This window comes from Pseudomonas sp. R3-52-08, from assembly GCF_003851745.1.
Taxonomy (GTDB): Bacteria; Pseudomonadota; Gammaproteobacteria; order Pseudomonadales; family Pseudomonadaceae; genus Aquipseudomonas.
Window position 1 is genome coordinate 1,846,221 of record NZ_CP027730.1, and the last position, 14,543, is coordinate 1,860,763.

Below are 14,543 nucleotides of genomic sequence, written 5' to 3' on the forward strand. Positions count from 1 at the left end.
TGCCCCCGATTGGCGTCAGTCCAGTCGACAACAATCTAACGCTTGACCTGTTTCAAGGTTTCGGCAATCAAAAACGCCAATTCCAGCGACTGATCAGCATTCATCCGCGGGTCGCAGTGGGTGTGATAGCGGTCCGACAAGCCGTCCTCGGTGATCGGCCGTGCGCCGCCAATGCACTCGGTGACGTTCTGCCCGGTCATCTCGATATGAATGCCGCCGGCATAGCTGCCTTCAGCCTGGTGTACCTGGAAGAACTCCTTCACTTCGCCGAGGATCTGCGCAAAGTCGCGGGTCTTGTAGCCGCTGCTGGCCTTGATGGTGTTGCCATGCATCGGGTCGCAGCTCCACAGCACGTGCTTGCCTTCGCGCTGCACGGCGCGAATCAGGTCTGGCAGGTGGTCGCCGACCTTATTGGCGCCCATGCGTGCGATCAGGTTCAAGCGGCCAGGGTCGTTGTCCGGGTTAAGGATGTCGATCAGGCGGATCAGGTCGTCCGGGTTCATGCTCGGGCCGACCTTGACCCCGATCGGGTTGTTCACCCCGCGCAGGAATTCGACGTGGGCGCCATCCAGCTGACGAGTACGGTCGCCGATCCAGAGCATATGGGCCGAGCAGTCGTAGTAGTCGTTGGTCAGGCTGTCACGGCGCACGAAAGCTTCTTCATAGTTGAGCAGCAACGCTTCGTGAGCGGTGAAGAAGCTGGTCTCGCGCAGTTGCGGCGAATCGTCCATGCCGCAGGCGCGCATGAAGGCCAGGGTCTCATCGATGCGGTCGGCCAGTTGGCTGTACTTTTCGGCCAGCGCGGAGTTGGCAATGAAGTCCAGGTTCCACTTGTGTACCTGGTGCAGGTCCGCGAAGCCACCCTGGGCAAACGCGCGCAGCAGGTTGAGGGTGGCGGTGGACTGGTGGTAGCTCTGCAACAGGCGGTCCGGGTCCGGGACGCGGCTCTTTTCGTCGAAGCCGATGCCATTGACGATATCGCCGCGGTAGGCGGGCAGGGTGACACCGTCGATGGTTTCATCGTTGGACGAGCGCGGCTTGGCGAACTGGCCGGCCATGCGCCCGACTTTCACCACCGGGCAGCCGGCGGCGAAGGTCATGACGATCGCCATCTGCAGCAGCACCTTGAAGGTGTCGCGGATTTTCGCGGCGGAAAACTCGGCAAAGCTCTCGGCACAGTCACCGCCTTGCAGCAGGAAGGCGCGACCCTGGGTGACTTCGGCAAACTGACGACGCAATTCGCGGGCTTCCCCGGCAAACACCAGCGGCGGGTAACTGGCCAGGCTCTGCTCCACTTGCAGCAGATGCGCGGCATCCGGGTACCGGGGTTGTTGCTGGATCGGCAGGGCACGCCAGCTGTCGGGGCTCCAGGGTTGGCTCATCATGCACTCGTTGGGTAGGTTGACGTTCGGGCGTCAATGTTAGCAGCAATTAGTGCGTGACCTGCTGCCGTCGCTTGGCCGACAATCGCGCACTTTGCCCCGCAGCCAACCCGTTAGGAGTAGTGATGAGCGAGGAGCGTGTCGAGCGCCTGCTGGCCGAAGTCCATGATGATTTCGGCATGATCCGTGTGTTGGAAGTGGCCGATTACCGTTTTCTCGAATTTGGTGATGCCATCGAGCAAAGCTGTGTGTTCACTGCCGACCCAAGCTGGCTGGAGTACGACTACACCCGCGCCATGTTGGTCGGTGCGTTGTGCCATGAACAGCCGGAGAGCGCGCTATTCCTTGGCCTTGGCGCCGGCACGTTGACCCAGGCCTGTCTCAAGTTCCTGGCGCTTGAGGACGTCGAAGCCATCGAGCTGCGCCCCGACGTACCGCGCCTGGCGATTGAATATCTGGGCCTGGATGATGATCCACGCCTGTATATCCGTATCGGCGATGCCCTGGAGTTGCTCGACAGTGCCGAATCGGCGGACCTGATCTTCGTCGACCTGTACACCGACGTGGGGCCTGGCGTCGGCCATCTGGCCTGGACGTTCCTGGAGAACTGCCAGAAAAAGCTCAATCCCGGCGGCTGGCTGGTGATCAACCAGTGGGCCACCGATGATGGCAAGCCGCTGGGCGCGGCGCTGTTGCGCGGGTTGTATCACCGGCATTACTGGGAACTGCCGGTGAAGGAGGGCAACGTGATCCTGCTGGTGCCTTCGGAGCTGGATCAGGAGCTGGACCTGGAGACGCTGTCCTTACGGGCTGAAGTGCTGGCGCCGCGACTGGGGTATTCGTTGCAGGCGTTGATCAAGGTGATTCGGCCGGCGACCTAGGCGTCTGTTCGGACGCCATCGGGGGCAAGCCCCCTCCCACATTTGGAACACATTTCAACTGTGGGAAGGGGCTTGCTCCCGATGAGGCCGGCACTGCCCACTCAAATACCCTTGAACACCCCAGGCCGCTTCTCGATCATCGCCCGCACGCCCTCCTTGGCGTCTTCGCTGTTCAGCAACTTGTCCACCATCGGCGGCAACGCGGCGGCCGCCACGGTCTCGCCTTCCTTGTGCGCCAATCGCGCCGACATCAACGTTGCCTGCACCCCAAGCGGCGCCTGGCGTGCGATGCGATTGGCCAGCTCGATGGCGCGCGGCAGCAGGTCTTCGCTGGCCATCACTTCCTGCACTAAGCCCAAGCGCAGGGCTTCATGGGCGTCGAACTCGTCGCCGGTCAGCAGCCAGCGCATCGCATTGCCCCAGCCAGCGATCTGATGAAAGCGTAATGTCGCGCCGCCAAACGGAAAGATCCCACGCTGCACTTCCATCTGCGCAAAGCGCGTGTTGCTCGCGCAAAGATTGATGTCCGCTGCCAGCATCAGCTCGATGCCGATGGTCAGGCAGTAGCCATGGGCGGCCACGATTACCGGTTTATTGACCCTGGGACCGGCGAACACGCCCCAGGGGTCGCAGCCGCCCAGGGGCGGTTGCCAACCTCCCGCCATGACGCCGCTGACATTGGCCAGGTCGAGCCCGGCGGTGAAGTGGTCGCCATGGGCAAACACCACGGCAACGCGCGCGTCATCGTTTCGATCAAAATCGCCATAGGCCATGCTCAGTTCGTTGAGCAGGTCGAGGTCGAAAGCATTGCGCTTTGCCACTCGGTCCAGCCCCAGCAGCAGGACATGGCCCTGGAGTTCACGGGTGACGCGGCTGGTGCTGGCTTGATTCATCTGGGGTGCCCTCGGGGCGCGGATTAAGGTTTCAGACCAAGGGGCAGGCCTGGACAGGTGAACCGTTTAAGCGTGATGACCAACAGGGCCGGGCCTTTGCAAAATAGACCCTGGCGCAGTTATCTGCAAAGGCTGTGACGCAGCACGGTTTATCGGTGCTTTGCGATAAAAAAAGCTCCCTTTTTCAGCTATTTCCGGTATAGTGCGCGCCGGCCTTTAACCGGGCCGCGTTTAGGTAGCGCAATTCCCCGAAGTCAGCTTCGGCTGCACGTCCGCACAGCGGACTCTTCCTTGACGAATCTTTTTCATTCATTCGTTTTCGCAAATCCCCGCCGACAAAGCAGCCAGGGCGACTCTTGAGTCTCAACACGGCATGCGCAGCTTTGGAGCATGGGTCTTTGCGGATGCACTTAGAGGCAGACCCATGACCCAGGAAACCGGCGGCTTCGCCGCTTTTAATCTTAATCCGAACATTCTCGCCGCCGTCATCGCGACTGGCTACGAAGAACCTTCGGCTATTCAGCAGCAATCGATCCCGATCATCATGGCCGGCCAGGACATGATTGGCCAGGCGCAGACCGGTACCGGTAAAACCGCCGCGTTCGCCCTGCCTATCCTGCACTGCATCGATCCTGCCAAGCGCGAACCGCAAGCCCTGATCCTGGCGCCAACCCGTGAGTTGGCGCTGCAAGTAGCAACCGCTTTCGAAACCTACGCCAAGCAAATGCCAGGTGTAACCGTTGTGGCCGTTTACGGCGGCGCGCCTATGGGCCCACAACTGAAAGCCATCCGTAACGGCGCACAGATCGTTGTCGCCACCCCGGGCCGTCTGTGCGACCACCTGCGTCGCGACGAGAAAGTCCTGTCGACCGTGAACCACCTGGTTCTCGACGAAGCCGACGAAATGTTGAAGCTGGGCTTCATGGATGACCTGGAAGTCATCTTCAAGGCACTGCCACCAACCCGTCAGACCGTATTGTTCTCGGCCACCCTGCCGCAGTCGATCCGTGCCATTGCCGAACGCCACCTGCGCGATCCGCAACACGTGAAGATCCAGACCAAGACCCAGACCGTTACCGCGATCGAACAGGCTCACCTGTTGGTTCACGCTGACCAGAAGACCTCGGCTGTATTGAGCCTGCTGGAAGTCGAAGACTTCGACGCCTTGATCATGTTCGTGCGCACCAAGCAAGCGACCCTGGACCTGGCCAGTGCCCTGGAAGCCAAAGGCTACAAGGCCGCTGCGCTGAACGGTGACATCGCCCAGAACCAGCGTGAGCGCGTGATCGACTCCCTCAAGGATGGCCGCCTGGACATCGTTGTAGCGACCGATGTTGCTGCTCGTGGCCTCGACGTTCCACGTATCACCCACGTGTTCAACGTTGACATGCCTTACGACCCAGAGTCCTATGTTCACCGTATCGGCCGTACCGGCCGTGCCGGTCGCGAAGGTCGCGCATTGCTGCTGGTGACTCCACGTGAGCGCCGCATGCTGCAAGTGATCGAGCGTGTAACCGGTCAGAAAGTTGCCGAAGTCCGCCTGCCGGATGCCCAGGCTGTTCTCGATGCCCGCATCAAGAAACTGACCAACAGCCTGTCGCCGCTGGTGGCTGACGCTGAATCGACCCACGGCGACCTGCTGGACCGCCTGACTGCCGATATCGGTTGCACCCCGCGTGCCCTGGCTGCAGCCCTGCTGCGCAAGGCTACCAACGGTCAGGCCCTGACCCTGGCAGCCATCGAGAAAGAACGCCCACTGGTACCGAACAACGCGCCACGCGGTGATCGTCCAGAGCGTACCGGCGACCGTCCGGACCGTGGTGATCGTGAGCGTCGTGCTCCGGTTCCATTGGCTGAAGGTCGTGCTCGTTGCCGTACTGCGCTGGGCGCGCGTGACGGTATCGCTGCCAAGAACCTGCTGGGCGCTATCCTCAACGAGGGTGGCCTGGCACGTGAAGCCATCGGTCGCATCCAGGTCCGTGACAGCTTCTCCCTGGTGGAGCTGCCGGAAGACGGTCTGGAAAAACTGCTGGCCAAGCTCAAAGATACACGCGTTGCCGGCAAGCAGCTGAAGCTGCGTCGCTACCGCGAAGATTGATCCGCCCTTGGGTTGATTGATCACACATAAAAAATCCCCGACTGGTTCGGGGATTTTTTTTGCCTGGGATTTCAGGCAGTGCACCTGTGTTAGCCAAAGCGATAGATGTCCATGCCCAAGGCGCCGAGGGTGAAGCCCTGATGCGCCACACTGAAATCACCGCCGGCACCTCGCGCAAAGTAAAGCGGCAACAAATGCTCGTCGCTGGGGTGGCTGCGCACTGCATGGGGCGCCAGGAGGCGATAGTCATGCAAGGCTGTTTCGTCACCGGCAGCGAGTTTTTCGACTACCCAGTCGCGAAAGGCTTGCGCCCATGGCGTGATGGTTTCCGGCCCGGCGCGCCAGTCCAGCTCACCGAGATTATGGGTGATGCTGCCGGAGCCGATCAGTAGCACACCTTGATCGCGCAGACTGCAGAGGGCATGTCCAACCCGGGTTTGAAAAGCCGGACCCATACGGCTTGGCAAGGAGACTTGCACCACCGGAATATCCGCCGCCGGGTACATCAGCGACAGGGGCACCCAGGTGCCATGGTCGAAGGGCCGTCGGTTGTCGACCTGTGCAGTCAGGCCGTCAGCCTGCAATAACTCGGCAATTTCATTCGCCAGCCGTGGATCACCCGGCGCAGGGTATTGCACCGCAAACAGTTCGCGAGGGAAGCCGCCGAAGTCGTGCCAGGTTTCGGGCGCGGCGCTGCCACTGACCAGCAGTCCTTGGCTTTCCCAATGCGCCGATACCACCACAATCGCCTTGGGCCGTGGCAGCGCGGCTGCCAGAGCCTGCAGCGCCGGGCCGCTGGCACCGGGTTGCAGAGCCAGCATCGGGGAGCCATGGGAGATAAACAGGCTGGGGAACATAAGAAGAGTCCTGAAGATTAATATCGGGCTATCTTCATTCAGATCATTAATCGAGATCTAATATAAGATTTAGTGTCTTTTGATCGATTTTTTCAGGGTGATGCATGGACGCAAAAATTTGGCAGGAACGCTGGGCAACCAATCAGATCGGTTTTCATCAGACCGACGTTAATCCTTACTTGCAGCGGCATTGGTCAACGTTGGCCCTGGTCGATGGTGCCAGGGTTTTCGTGCCTTTGTGTGGCAAGAGCCTGGACATGAAGTGGTTGGCGGATCGCGGGCATCGCGTGATGGGTGTGGAGGTGTCGGATAAAGCCGTTGAGGCATTCTTCAGCGAACAGGGATTTACACCGCAGATCGATCACAGAGGCGTGTTCAAGGTGTATCAGGCGGGCCTGATCGAAGTGTGGTGCGGTGACTTCTTCGCCCTTGACGCAAGTGCTGTGGCTGATTGCGTGGCGTTGTATGACCGTGCGGCACTGATCGCCTTGCCGCAGCCAATGCGCTCGCGATACACCGAGCATCTCGATACCCTGCTGACCCCCGTCTGTGAGGGGCTGTTGATCACTGTCGACTACGACCAGGCGCAAAGGGCTGGCCCGCCCTTCGCTGTTCCGGATGAGGAGGTGCAGTCGCTGCTGGGCCCGCACTGGAATGTGGTCACGCTGCAAGAGCGGGACATTTTGAGTGAAAGCAGCAAATTCAGGGCGGATGGCGTTACTCGGCTTGATGAGCGTGTTTATCGGCTGACCAGGCGGTAAATCACGCCCACGAAAAAGGGGCGATCCAATCGCCCCTTTTTGTGTTGCCCTGAGCTATCAGCCGCGACGACGCAATGCGTCAATCCGCTCTTCCAGCGGTGGGTGGCTCATGAACAGGCGAGCCAAGCCCTGCTTGACGCCACCGTTGATGCCGAAGGCGGTCAGGCTGTCCGGCATGTGCACCGGCAGGCCTTGTTCGGAGCGCAGGCGTTGCAGTGCGCCGATCATCGCGCTGGTACCCGCCAGGCGTGCGCCGGCTTCGTCTGCGCGGAACTCACGTTTACGCGAGAACCACATCACGATGGCGCTGGCCAGGAAGCCCAGGACCAGCTCGGCGAAGATGGTTGCCACGAAGTAGGCGATACCGCGGCCTTCTTCGTTCTTGAAGATTACCTTGTCGACGAAGTTGCCGATGATTCGCGCAAAGAACATCACGAAGGTGTTCACCACGCCCTGGACCAACGCCAGGGTGACCATGTCGCCATTGGCCACGTGGCCGATCTCGTGGGCCAGCACCGCCTTGACTTCGTCGGGCGAAAAACGCTCCAGAAGCCCCTGGCTGACAGCGACCAGCGCGTCGTTCTTGTTCCAGCCGGTGGCGAAGGCGTTGGCCTCATAAGCAGGGAAAATCCCCACCTCGGGCATTTTGATGCCTGCTTCTTGAGACAACTGCTCCACGGTTTGCATCAGCCATTGTTCATGGCGAGTGCGTGGTTGAGTGATGATCTGGGTGCTGGTGCTCATTTTCGCCATCCACTTGGAGATGAACAGCGAGAACAGCGAACCGGCAAAACCGAAGACCGCACAGAAAATCAGCAGCTGATTGAGGTTCAGATCAACCCCGTTGGCCGCCATGAACCCGTCGAAGCCAAAAAGGCTCAGGGTGACGCTGGCAATCAATACGACCGCCAGGTTAGTGGCCAAGAACAGCAGGATGCGCATCATGGTTGTAGAGTTCTCCTCATGCTTAATATGTCGCTTACTGCGGGGTATATAAGGTGCGGCATGGGGTGATTCAACCGAGCGACTATTTCAAACTGTGTCCTACAGCGAAAATGTAGCGCCTTGAAGGGTTTTTCCCACAACAATTACCCTTGCCGGTTAGCCGTCAAGCGTGTCGCACCCCCGTTAACACTAGGGGCAGAGCGGCTGGCGTGGTGCTATCACCCGTTCAAGGCCGCCCGTGCCAGAGAAGTGTTGCCAGATAATCGCCGTACGACCAAATGCAGGCCGTACGGGATCATTTGCGTTACTGGCGATAGGACTTCAGGAAGTTGCCGATGCGACCGATCGCCATATCCAGCTCATCCACGCGTGGCAACGTCACCACGCGGAAGTGATCCGGCCACGGCCAGTTGAAGGCGGTGCCTTGCACCACCAGCAGCTTTTCCGACAGCAGCAGGTCGAGCACGAACTTTTCGTCGTTGAGGATGGGGCAGACTTTCGGATCGATCCGCGGGAACGCGTACAACGCACCCATGGGCTTCACGCAGCTGACGCCCGGGATCGCGTTGAGCAACTCCCAGGTGCGGTTACGTTGCTCCAGCAAACGACCTTGGGGCAGTACCAGGTCGTTGATGCTCTGGTAGCCGCCGAGGGCGGTCTGGATCGCGTGCTGGCTCGGCACGTTGGCGCACAGGCGCATGTTGGCCAGCATGTCGATGCCCTCGATATAGCTCTGGGCGTTGTGCTTGGGCCCGGAAATGGCGATCCAGCCGGAGCGGAACCCCGCCACCCGGTAGGACTTGGACAGGCCGTTGAAGGTCAGGCACAGCAGGTCTGGCGCCAGGGAGGCGGTGCACACGTGGACGGCGTCATCGTAGAGGATCTTGTCGTAGATCTCGTCGGAGAACACCACGAGGTTGTGTTGGCGCGCCAGTTCGAGCATGCCCAGCAGCACTTCCCTGGAGTACACGGCGCCGGTGGGGTTGTTCGGGTTGATGATCACCAGAGCCTTGGTGTTCGGGGTGATCTTGGCCTTGATATCGGCCAGGTCCGGGAACCAGTCGGCCCCTTCGTCGCACAGGTAGTGCACCGGGTGGCCACCGGCCAGGGTCACGGCGGCGGTCCACAACGGATAATCCGGCGCCGGCACCAGCACTTCGTCGCCGTTGTTGAGCAAGGCCTGCAGCGACATCACAATCAGCTCGGACACGCCATTGCCTAGGTAGATGTCTTCAATCCCGACACCTTCGACCTGTTTTTGCTGGTAATACTGCATCACCGCCTTGCGCGCGCTGAACAGGCCCTTGGAGTCACTGTAGCCTTGGGCCGTGGGCAGGTTGCGGATCACGTCCTGGAGGATTTCGTCTGGCGCTTCGAAACCAAAGGGCGCCGGGTTGCCGATGTTCAGCTTGAGGATGCGATGGCCTTCCTCTTCCAGGCGTTTGGCGTGCTTGAGCACCGGGCCGCGAATGTCGTAGCAGACGTTGGCGAGCTTGTTCGATTTGCTGACCTGCATGGTGATGTGATCCTGAAAATGAACGATCCAGACGGCACAGGCACTACCGTACTGTGAATCCCGTGCGGCGCGCACCCATAAATAGGTTTGAATGGTGATGGCGCGGGTGCCAGACTGGCGTTTTGAAGAGGCGCAATCATACGTGCCGCCTGATCCACGGAAAAGACACAGATCAGAGTTTTTCAGTTGCCGAGGTGTACCGATGGAAAAGCTGCAGAAACCCATTGAAGAATGGAAAGCGATGCTCGACCCGGAGCAATACAACGTGTGTCGGCTCAAAGGCACCGAGCGGCCGTTCTCCGGCAAGTACAACGAGACCAAGACCGACGGCGTGTACCACTGTATTTGCTGCAATGAACCGTTGTTCGATTCCAGGGCCAAGTTTGACTCGGGCTGCGGCTGGCCCAGCTTCTACGAGCCGATTGCCGATAACGCGATGGTCGAGATCCGTGACATCAGCCACGGCATGATCCGCACCGAAGTCACCTGCGCCAAGTGCGATGCGCACCTGGGGCATGTATTCCCGGACGGTCCGCCACCGACCGGCCTGCGTTACTGCATCAATTCGGTATGCCTGGACCTGGTGCCGCGCTAGGCGAGTACCCGCGCGGTCAAAATGTGGGCGGGGCTTGCTCCCCCACGTTAGGCCCTGGGTTGATTGCACATCATCATTGCCGTCAATTGAGTTGACGCTATTGAATGGCAAGCTACCTTTCTGCTTCTTCTCTTAATCAAAGGCACTGCCATGAGCGACAACTTGCTGAGCATCCCTTGCACCACCATCAAGGGTGAGCAAAAGACCTTGGCCGATTTCGCCGGCAAGGCCATTCTGGTGGTCAACACCGCCAGCAAGTGTGGTTTCACCCCGCAGTACAAGGGCCTGGAGCAACTCTGGCAGCAATACAAGGACCAGGGCCTGGTGGTGCTGGGCTTTCCGTGCAATCAGTTCGGCAAGCAGGAGCCGGGCAACGAAGGCGCGATCGCCGAGTTCTGCGAGTTGAACTTCGGCGTCAGTTTTCCCTTGTTCAAAAAGATCGACGTCAATGGCAGCGATGCCCACCCGCTGTTCGTGCAGCTCAAAAAGGCGGCGCCAGGGCTGCTGGGCTCGAAGAACATCAAGTGGAATTTCACCAAATTCCTCATCGGGCGTGACGGCAAAGAGGTCAAGCGTTTCGCCCCAACCACCAAGCCCCAGGACCTGAGCCAAGAGATCGAAGCCCTGCTCAAATGAGACTCGTCGTCTCAGGCACCCACAGGTCCAGCAGGGCCTTGAGTTCTTCGCGGCGAAACGGCTTGGCCAGGTAATCATTCATCCCCGCTGCACGGCAACGCTCACGCTCTTCGGACAGGGCATTGGCGGTCAAGGCGACGATGGGCAGGTCCGGCCAGCGACCGCTCTGGCGAATCTGCCGGCTGGCCTCGTAGCCGTCCATCACCGGCATGTTGCAGTCCATCAAGACCAGATCGAAACGCTGGTCCTCGAGGAACTTGAGGGCTTCGCCACCATGGGCGGCCACGATGACCTCGCAGCCGAGCTTGCCGAGCATGCCCTTGGCCACCAGTTGGTTGACCGGGTTGTCCTCCACCAGCAGGATGCGCGCGCGATGGCTGAGGGGCGCGGCGTCGATTTGGACCGGGTCCAGAATCGGTTGCGTGTCGCTGCGCAAATTACGCTGCAGGATTTGGTACAGCGCGTTACGGCTCAGCGGGCGGGCTTGTTGCTGCAGCGGTGCCAGGGCGACGACTTCTTCGCTGGGCATGAAATTGCCATAGGCGGTCACGACCAGAATCGGCGCGCTGATGCCCGGCCTCAGGCGGAACAGGCACTCCGGGCAGTCGGTGATCAACAGGTCGGGAGACTGTCCGCTCAGGTCGTCTTCCATGGAGTAGCAACGCGGCGCCAACCCCCAATGGGGCAGCAGGGTCGTGAGCAACTCCCCCAGGCCGCTGCTGTGGTGGGTGATGACGATCACATCGCCCGCCAATGGAATTCGGGCTGCCGCCGGCAGGTGGGTGGGCAACGGCAGGTCGGCGCAGAACTGGCTGCCGAAGCCGACCTCCGAACTGATGCTCAAGCGGCCCTGCATGGCTTCGCAGAGGTTATGGGTCAATGCGAGCCCCAAGCCGGTGCCGCCGAATTGGCGCGTAATACCAGCGCCGGCCTGGGTGAACGGCTGGAAAATCTTGACCTGTGCATCCTGGGCAATCCCGATACCGGTATCACAGACTTCAATGCGCACTCCGTCGCCGTGGTGGCGCAGGCGCACATCCACCCGGCCGAAGCGGGTGAACTTCAAGGCATTGGACAGCAGGTTACTGACGATTTGCCGTACCCGCGTCGGGTCGCCAATGACTTGGGCAGCAAATAGCGGGTCGATCAGGCAGGTCAGTTCCACGCTGGGCGCGGCGTTTTGTGACAACAGGTTGGCGGTGTCTTCCACCAGTGAGCCGAGGTCGAACGGGATTCGTTCAAGCTCCAGTTGGCCCGCGTCGAACTTGGACAGGTCGAGGATATCGTTGAGTAACTCCACCAGTACCTTGCCGGAGTCATGGGCAATGGACAGTTGCTGGCGCTGCTCGGCGTTGAGCGGGCTGTCCAGCGACAGGGCAATCATGCCCAGCAGGCCATTGAGCGGGGTGCGGATTTCATGGCTCATATTGGCCAGGAACGCCGCCCTAGCCTGGGCCATGCCCAGGGCGGTCATCCGCGCTGCTTCCAGCTCATCATTGATCTGGCTCAAGCGTTGGTTGCTGGTCTTGAGCTCAAGGGTGCGGGCAGAAACGATGTCTTCCAGTTGGCCCAGGTATTCGGTGAGACGATCTTCGGCATGGCGACGCTGCTGGATCTCGGTTTCCATGTTTTCGAATTGCTGGTTGGCAACGTTGACCAGCACGCCGATTTCGTCGTGCTCATGCCCTGGCGGGCAGTCCAAGCGCGCCTGTTTGCGCGTGCTCAACGCGCGAATAATGCGCACCAGCGGCTGGGTGAGCATGATGTAGAACAAGCCCAGCAAGATCCCGGTCAGCAGCAGGCTGCGCACAAAACCATTGAGCAACGTGACCTCGGCGCGGCGCAGGAAACGGCTGCCAAACGCGTAGGTATCGACATCAAGGCGCAGCACTCCCAGGGATTCGTTGGGCATATGGCTGAGGTACAGACGGTCTTCGAATTGACGGTTGGCACCGAACAGAAAATCGCTGACAGGCCGATAATGGCTTTCCTTGCGCGGCCGGTCGACGTCGGCCAGCACCATGCCGTTGTTGTCGACCAGCTGTGCGTGGGCAATGGCAGGAGAGTGCAGCAGGCCCAGGGTCAGTTCCTGGGCAAGTTCGGCATCGATGTTGTAGGCAATACGCGAGGCAGGGTTATGGCTGATTTCGATCAGCGAGCGTATTTCGCGGTTGATGGATGCGTCTTCACTGGCATAATCAATGCCGATTTGGATAAAACTGAGCAAGGTTCCCAAGACGAAACCGACCAGCACAGTCAATCTGGCTTGTTTATAAGACAAGCGGTGGGCGAACTTGATATCCATCGAGTGTTGAACCACTTCACGTTTCCCTTCGCCCGGCAAGCATAGCTGAACATCCCACCAGCGCTGACCTGCCCGGCATAAATCGATTTTCTTGACGCAGCCTTGTGCGGTCTGCCACAGGGTTGCCAATACGCCATCTTTTACAAGAACTTGCCAGAGGAATAGATGTGGATTCTCGATTGAATGCCTTTCTTGAGCGGGCTGACGCCGTGCTGGCGCGCCTGGAGCCCCTGTTACCCGCACCACGCCAAGCCATCGACTGGAACCAGTGCCTGGCCGCCCGCTGGCAGCGCGAAGGCCGTACAGGCTTCCTGTTGCCGCTGGAAGTCAGCCTGGACATGCGCCTGTCGGACCTGATTGGCGTCGACAAGCAGCGTGAACAGCTGGCGCGTAACACCCAACAGTTTCTCGACGGCTTGCCTGCCAACCATGCGCTGCTGTGGGGTTCGCGTGGCACCGGGAAATCATCCATGGTACGCGCCTTGCTCGCCCAGCACGCCAAGGCCGGCCTGCGCTTGATCGAAATCGAGCGTGACCACCTGGCCGACCTGCCGCGCGTGGTCGAACAACTGCTCAAGCTGCCGCAGCGTTTCATTCTGTTCTGCGACGACCTGTCGTTCGATGCCGGGGAAGGCGACTATCGCGTGCTCAAGAGCGTGCTGGATGGCTCCCTGGAGCAGGCGCCGGAAAACGTGTTGCTGTATGCCACCTCCAATCGTCGTCACCTGGTGCCGGAGAACCAGAGCGACAACGACAATTGGAAGCGCGTGGATGGCGAACTGCACCCGAGCGAGGCGGTAGAAGACAAGATTGCCTTGTCCGACCGTTTTGGCTTGTGGCTGTCGTTCTACCCGTTTACCCAGGAGCACTTCCTGAATGTGGTGGAGCACTGGATCGGCGAATTGGCCGGCAAGACCGGCCTGCAGTGGCAGCGTGATGAACAACTCGACATTCTCGCCGTGCGCTGGGCGACCGGGCGCGGCAACCGCAATGGCCGCTGCGCCTATCAGTTCGCTCGTTACTGGGTGGGTCTCAAATTGCTGGAGCGTCAACCATGATCGATTTACAACAGGCCGGCACCGGCCTCGAGGGCTATGCGCTGCTCTGCGCGCAACTGGAGTCGCTGCTGGCGGATGAGCGGGATTTCATCGCCAACAGCGCGCAATTTTCCGCGTTCCTGTTCAATCAGTTGGACGACCTGAACTGGGCGGGTTTCTACCTCAATCGCAATGATGAGCTGGTTCTTGGACCCTTCCAGGGCCAGATCGCCTGCGTGCGCATCCCTTTTGGTCGTGGCGTGTGTGGTGCCGCCGCGGCGTCCCGGCAAACCCAGCGAGTGGAAGACGTGCATGCGTTTGCCGGGCACATTGCCTGTGACAGCGCCTCCAACAGTGAGTTGGTGGTGCCGCTGGTCAAGAACGGCCAATTGATTGGCGTGCTTGACCTCGACAGCCCGTCGCTGGCGCGTTTTACGCCTCAGGACCAGGCGGGTATCGAACAACTCGCGGCTATTTTCCTGCGCTTGACCGATTGCTGAGCGAGCGAGGCGGGGGGCAAGCCCTAATGCCAGTGAGTTAAGAAGTAGAAAGGGTAAAAAGTAACCTCTGGCGAGGGAGCTTGCTCCCGCAGGACTGCGCAGCAGTCCCATCTTTGGGGCCGCTTCGCGGCCCAGCG

13 protein-coding genes are annotated in these 14,543 nt (G+C 60.2%); 7 read left to right on the top strand and 6 right to left on the bottom strand.

All coding sequences use genetic code 11. The features are described 5' to 3' along the window. Positions 1-35 precede the first annotated feature (35 nt). On the bottom strand, positions 36-1,382 hold the full coding sequence (locus C4J91_RS08510; RefSeq protein ID WP_124361915.1) for a class II 3-deoxy-7-phosphoheptulonate synthase: 1,347 nt from the start codon (positions 1,380-1,382) through the stop codon (positions 36-38). 125 nt (positions 1,383-1,507) lie between these two features. On the opposite strand from C4J91_RS08510, the gene C4J91_RS08515 reads away from it, so the two are divergent. After that, on the top strand, positions 1,508-2,263 hold the full coding sequence (locus C4J91_RS08515) for a spermidine synthase (protein WP_124361916.1): 756 nt from the start codon (positions 1,508-1,510) through the stop codon (positions 2,261-2,263). Between the two features lie 101 nt (positions 2,264-2,364). On the opposite strand, the gene C4J91_RS08520 is transcribed toward C4J91_RS08515, so the two are convergent. Next, positions 2,365-3,156, bottom strand: coding sequence for a crotonase/enoyl-CoA hydratase family protein (locus C4J91_RS08520; RefSeq protein WP_124361917.1), 792 nt, complete (start codon positions 3,154-3,156; stop codon positions 2,365-2,367). A 424-nt stretch (positions 3,157-3,580) separates the two neighbouring features. On the opposite strand from C4J91_RS08520, the gene C4J91_RS08530 reads away from it, so the two are divergent. After that, positions 3,581-5,254: a DEAD/DEAH box helicase gene (locus C4J91_RS08530; protein WP_017136163.1), complete on the top strand. Its 1,674-nt coding sequence runs from the start codon at positions 3,581-3,583 to the stop codon at positions 5,252-5,254. 89 nt (positions 5,255-5,343) lie between these two features. Here the strand turns inward: C4J91_RS08530 and C4J91_RS08535 are convergent, their stop codons facing one another. After that, positions 5,344-6,111 carry a class III extradiol ring-cleavage dioxygenase gene (locus C4J91_RS08535; RefSeq protein ID WP_124361918.1) on the bottom strand — a complete coding sequence of 256 codons (768 nt, stop codon included), beginning with the start codon at positions 6,109-6,111 and terminating at the stop codon, positions 5,344-5,346. A 104-nt stretch (positions 6,112-6,215) separates the two neighbouring features. Here C4J91_RS08535 and C4J91_RS08540 point away from each other — a divergent pair, with 104 nt between their 5' ends. Next, on the top strand, positions 6,216-6,872 hold the full coding sequence (locus C4J91_RS08540) for a thiopurine S-methyltransferase (RefSeq protein WP_124361919.1): 657 nt from the start codon (positions 6,216-6,218) through the stop codon (positions 6,870-6,872). A gap of 57 nt (positions 6,873-6,929) precedes the next feature. Here the strand turns inward: C4J91_RS08540 and htpX are convergent, their stop codons facing one another. Both htpX and C4J91_RS08550 read right to left on the bottom strand, forming a co-directional pair. Then, the gene (gene htpX / locus C4J91_RS08545) at positions 6,930-7,817 is read right to left on the bottom strand and encodes a protease HtpX (RefSeq protein ID WP_124361920.1); all 888 of its coding nucleotides are present in this window, start codon (positions 7,815-7,817) and stop codon (positions 6,930-6,932) included. A 304-nt stretch (positions 7,818-8,121) separates the two neighbouring features. Continuing rightward, a complete protein-coding gene (locus C4J91_RS08550) occupies positions 8,122-9,333 on the bottom strand; it encodes a pyridoxal phosphate-dependent aminotransferase (RefSeq protein WP_065885153.1) in 1,212 nt (403 codons plus the stop codon). A gap of 202 nt (positions 9,334-9,535) precedes the next feature. On the opposite strand from C4J91_RS08550, the gene msrB reads away from it, so the two are divergent. Both msrB and C4J91_RS08560 read left to right on the top strand, forming a co-directional pair. Then, positions 9,536-9,928: a peptide-methionine (R)-S-oxide reductase MsrB gene (gene msrB / locus C4J91_RS08555; protein ID WP_124361921.1), complete on the top strand. Its 393-nt coding sequence runs from the start codon at positions 9,536-9,538 to the stop codon at positions 9,926-9,928. Positions 9,929-10,078: 150 nt separating this feature from the next. Then, a complete protein-coding gene (locus C4J91_RS08560) occupies positions 10,079-10,564 on the top strand; it encodes a glutathione peroxidase (RefSeq protein ID WP_124361922.1) in 486 nt (161 codons plus the stop codon). Here the strand turns inward: C4J91_RS08560 and C4J91_RS08565 are convergent. Then, positions 10,557-12,869: a response regulator gene (locus tag C4J91_RS08565; protein ID WP_124365121.1), complete on the bottom strand. Its 2,313-nt coding sequence runs from the start codon at positions 12,867-12,869 to the stop codon at positions 10,557-10,559. The two genes, C4J91_RS08560 and C4J91_RS08565, sit on opposite strands and share 8 nt — an antisense overlap. Positions 12,870-13,036: 167 nt before the next feature. On the opposite strand from C4J91_RS08565, the gene C4J91_RS08570 reads away from it, so the two are divergent. Both C4J91_RS08570 and C4J91_RS08575 read left to right on the top strand, forming a co-directional pair. Further along, positions 13,037-13,927 carry an ATP-binding protein gene (locus tag C4J91_RS08570; RefSeq protein ID WP_124361923.1) on the top strand — a complete coding sequence of 297 codons (891 nt, stop codon included), beginning with the start codon at positions 13,037-13,039 and terminating at the stop codon, positions 13,925-13,927. Then, complete coding sequence (locus tag C4J91_RS08575; protein ID WP_124361924.1) at positions 13,924-14,406, top strand: GAF domain-containing protein; 483 nt, start codon at positions 13,924-13,926, stop codon at positions 14,404-14,406. The genes C4J91_RS08570 and C4J91_RS08575 overlap by 4 nt, the downstream gene beginning before the upstream one ends. The last annotated feature ends 137 nt before the right edge of the window (positions 14,407-14,543 follow it).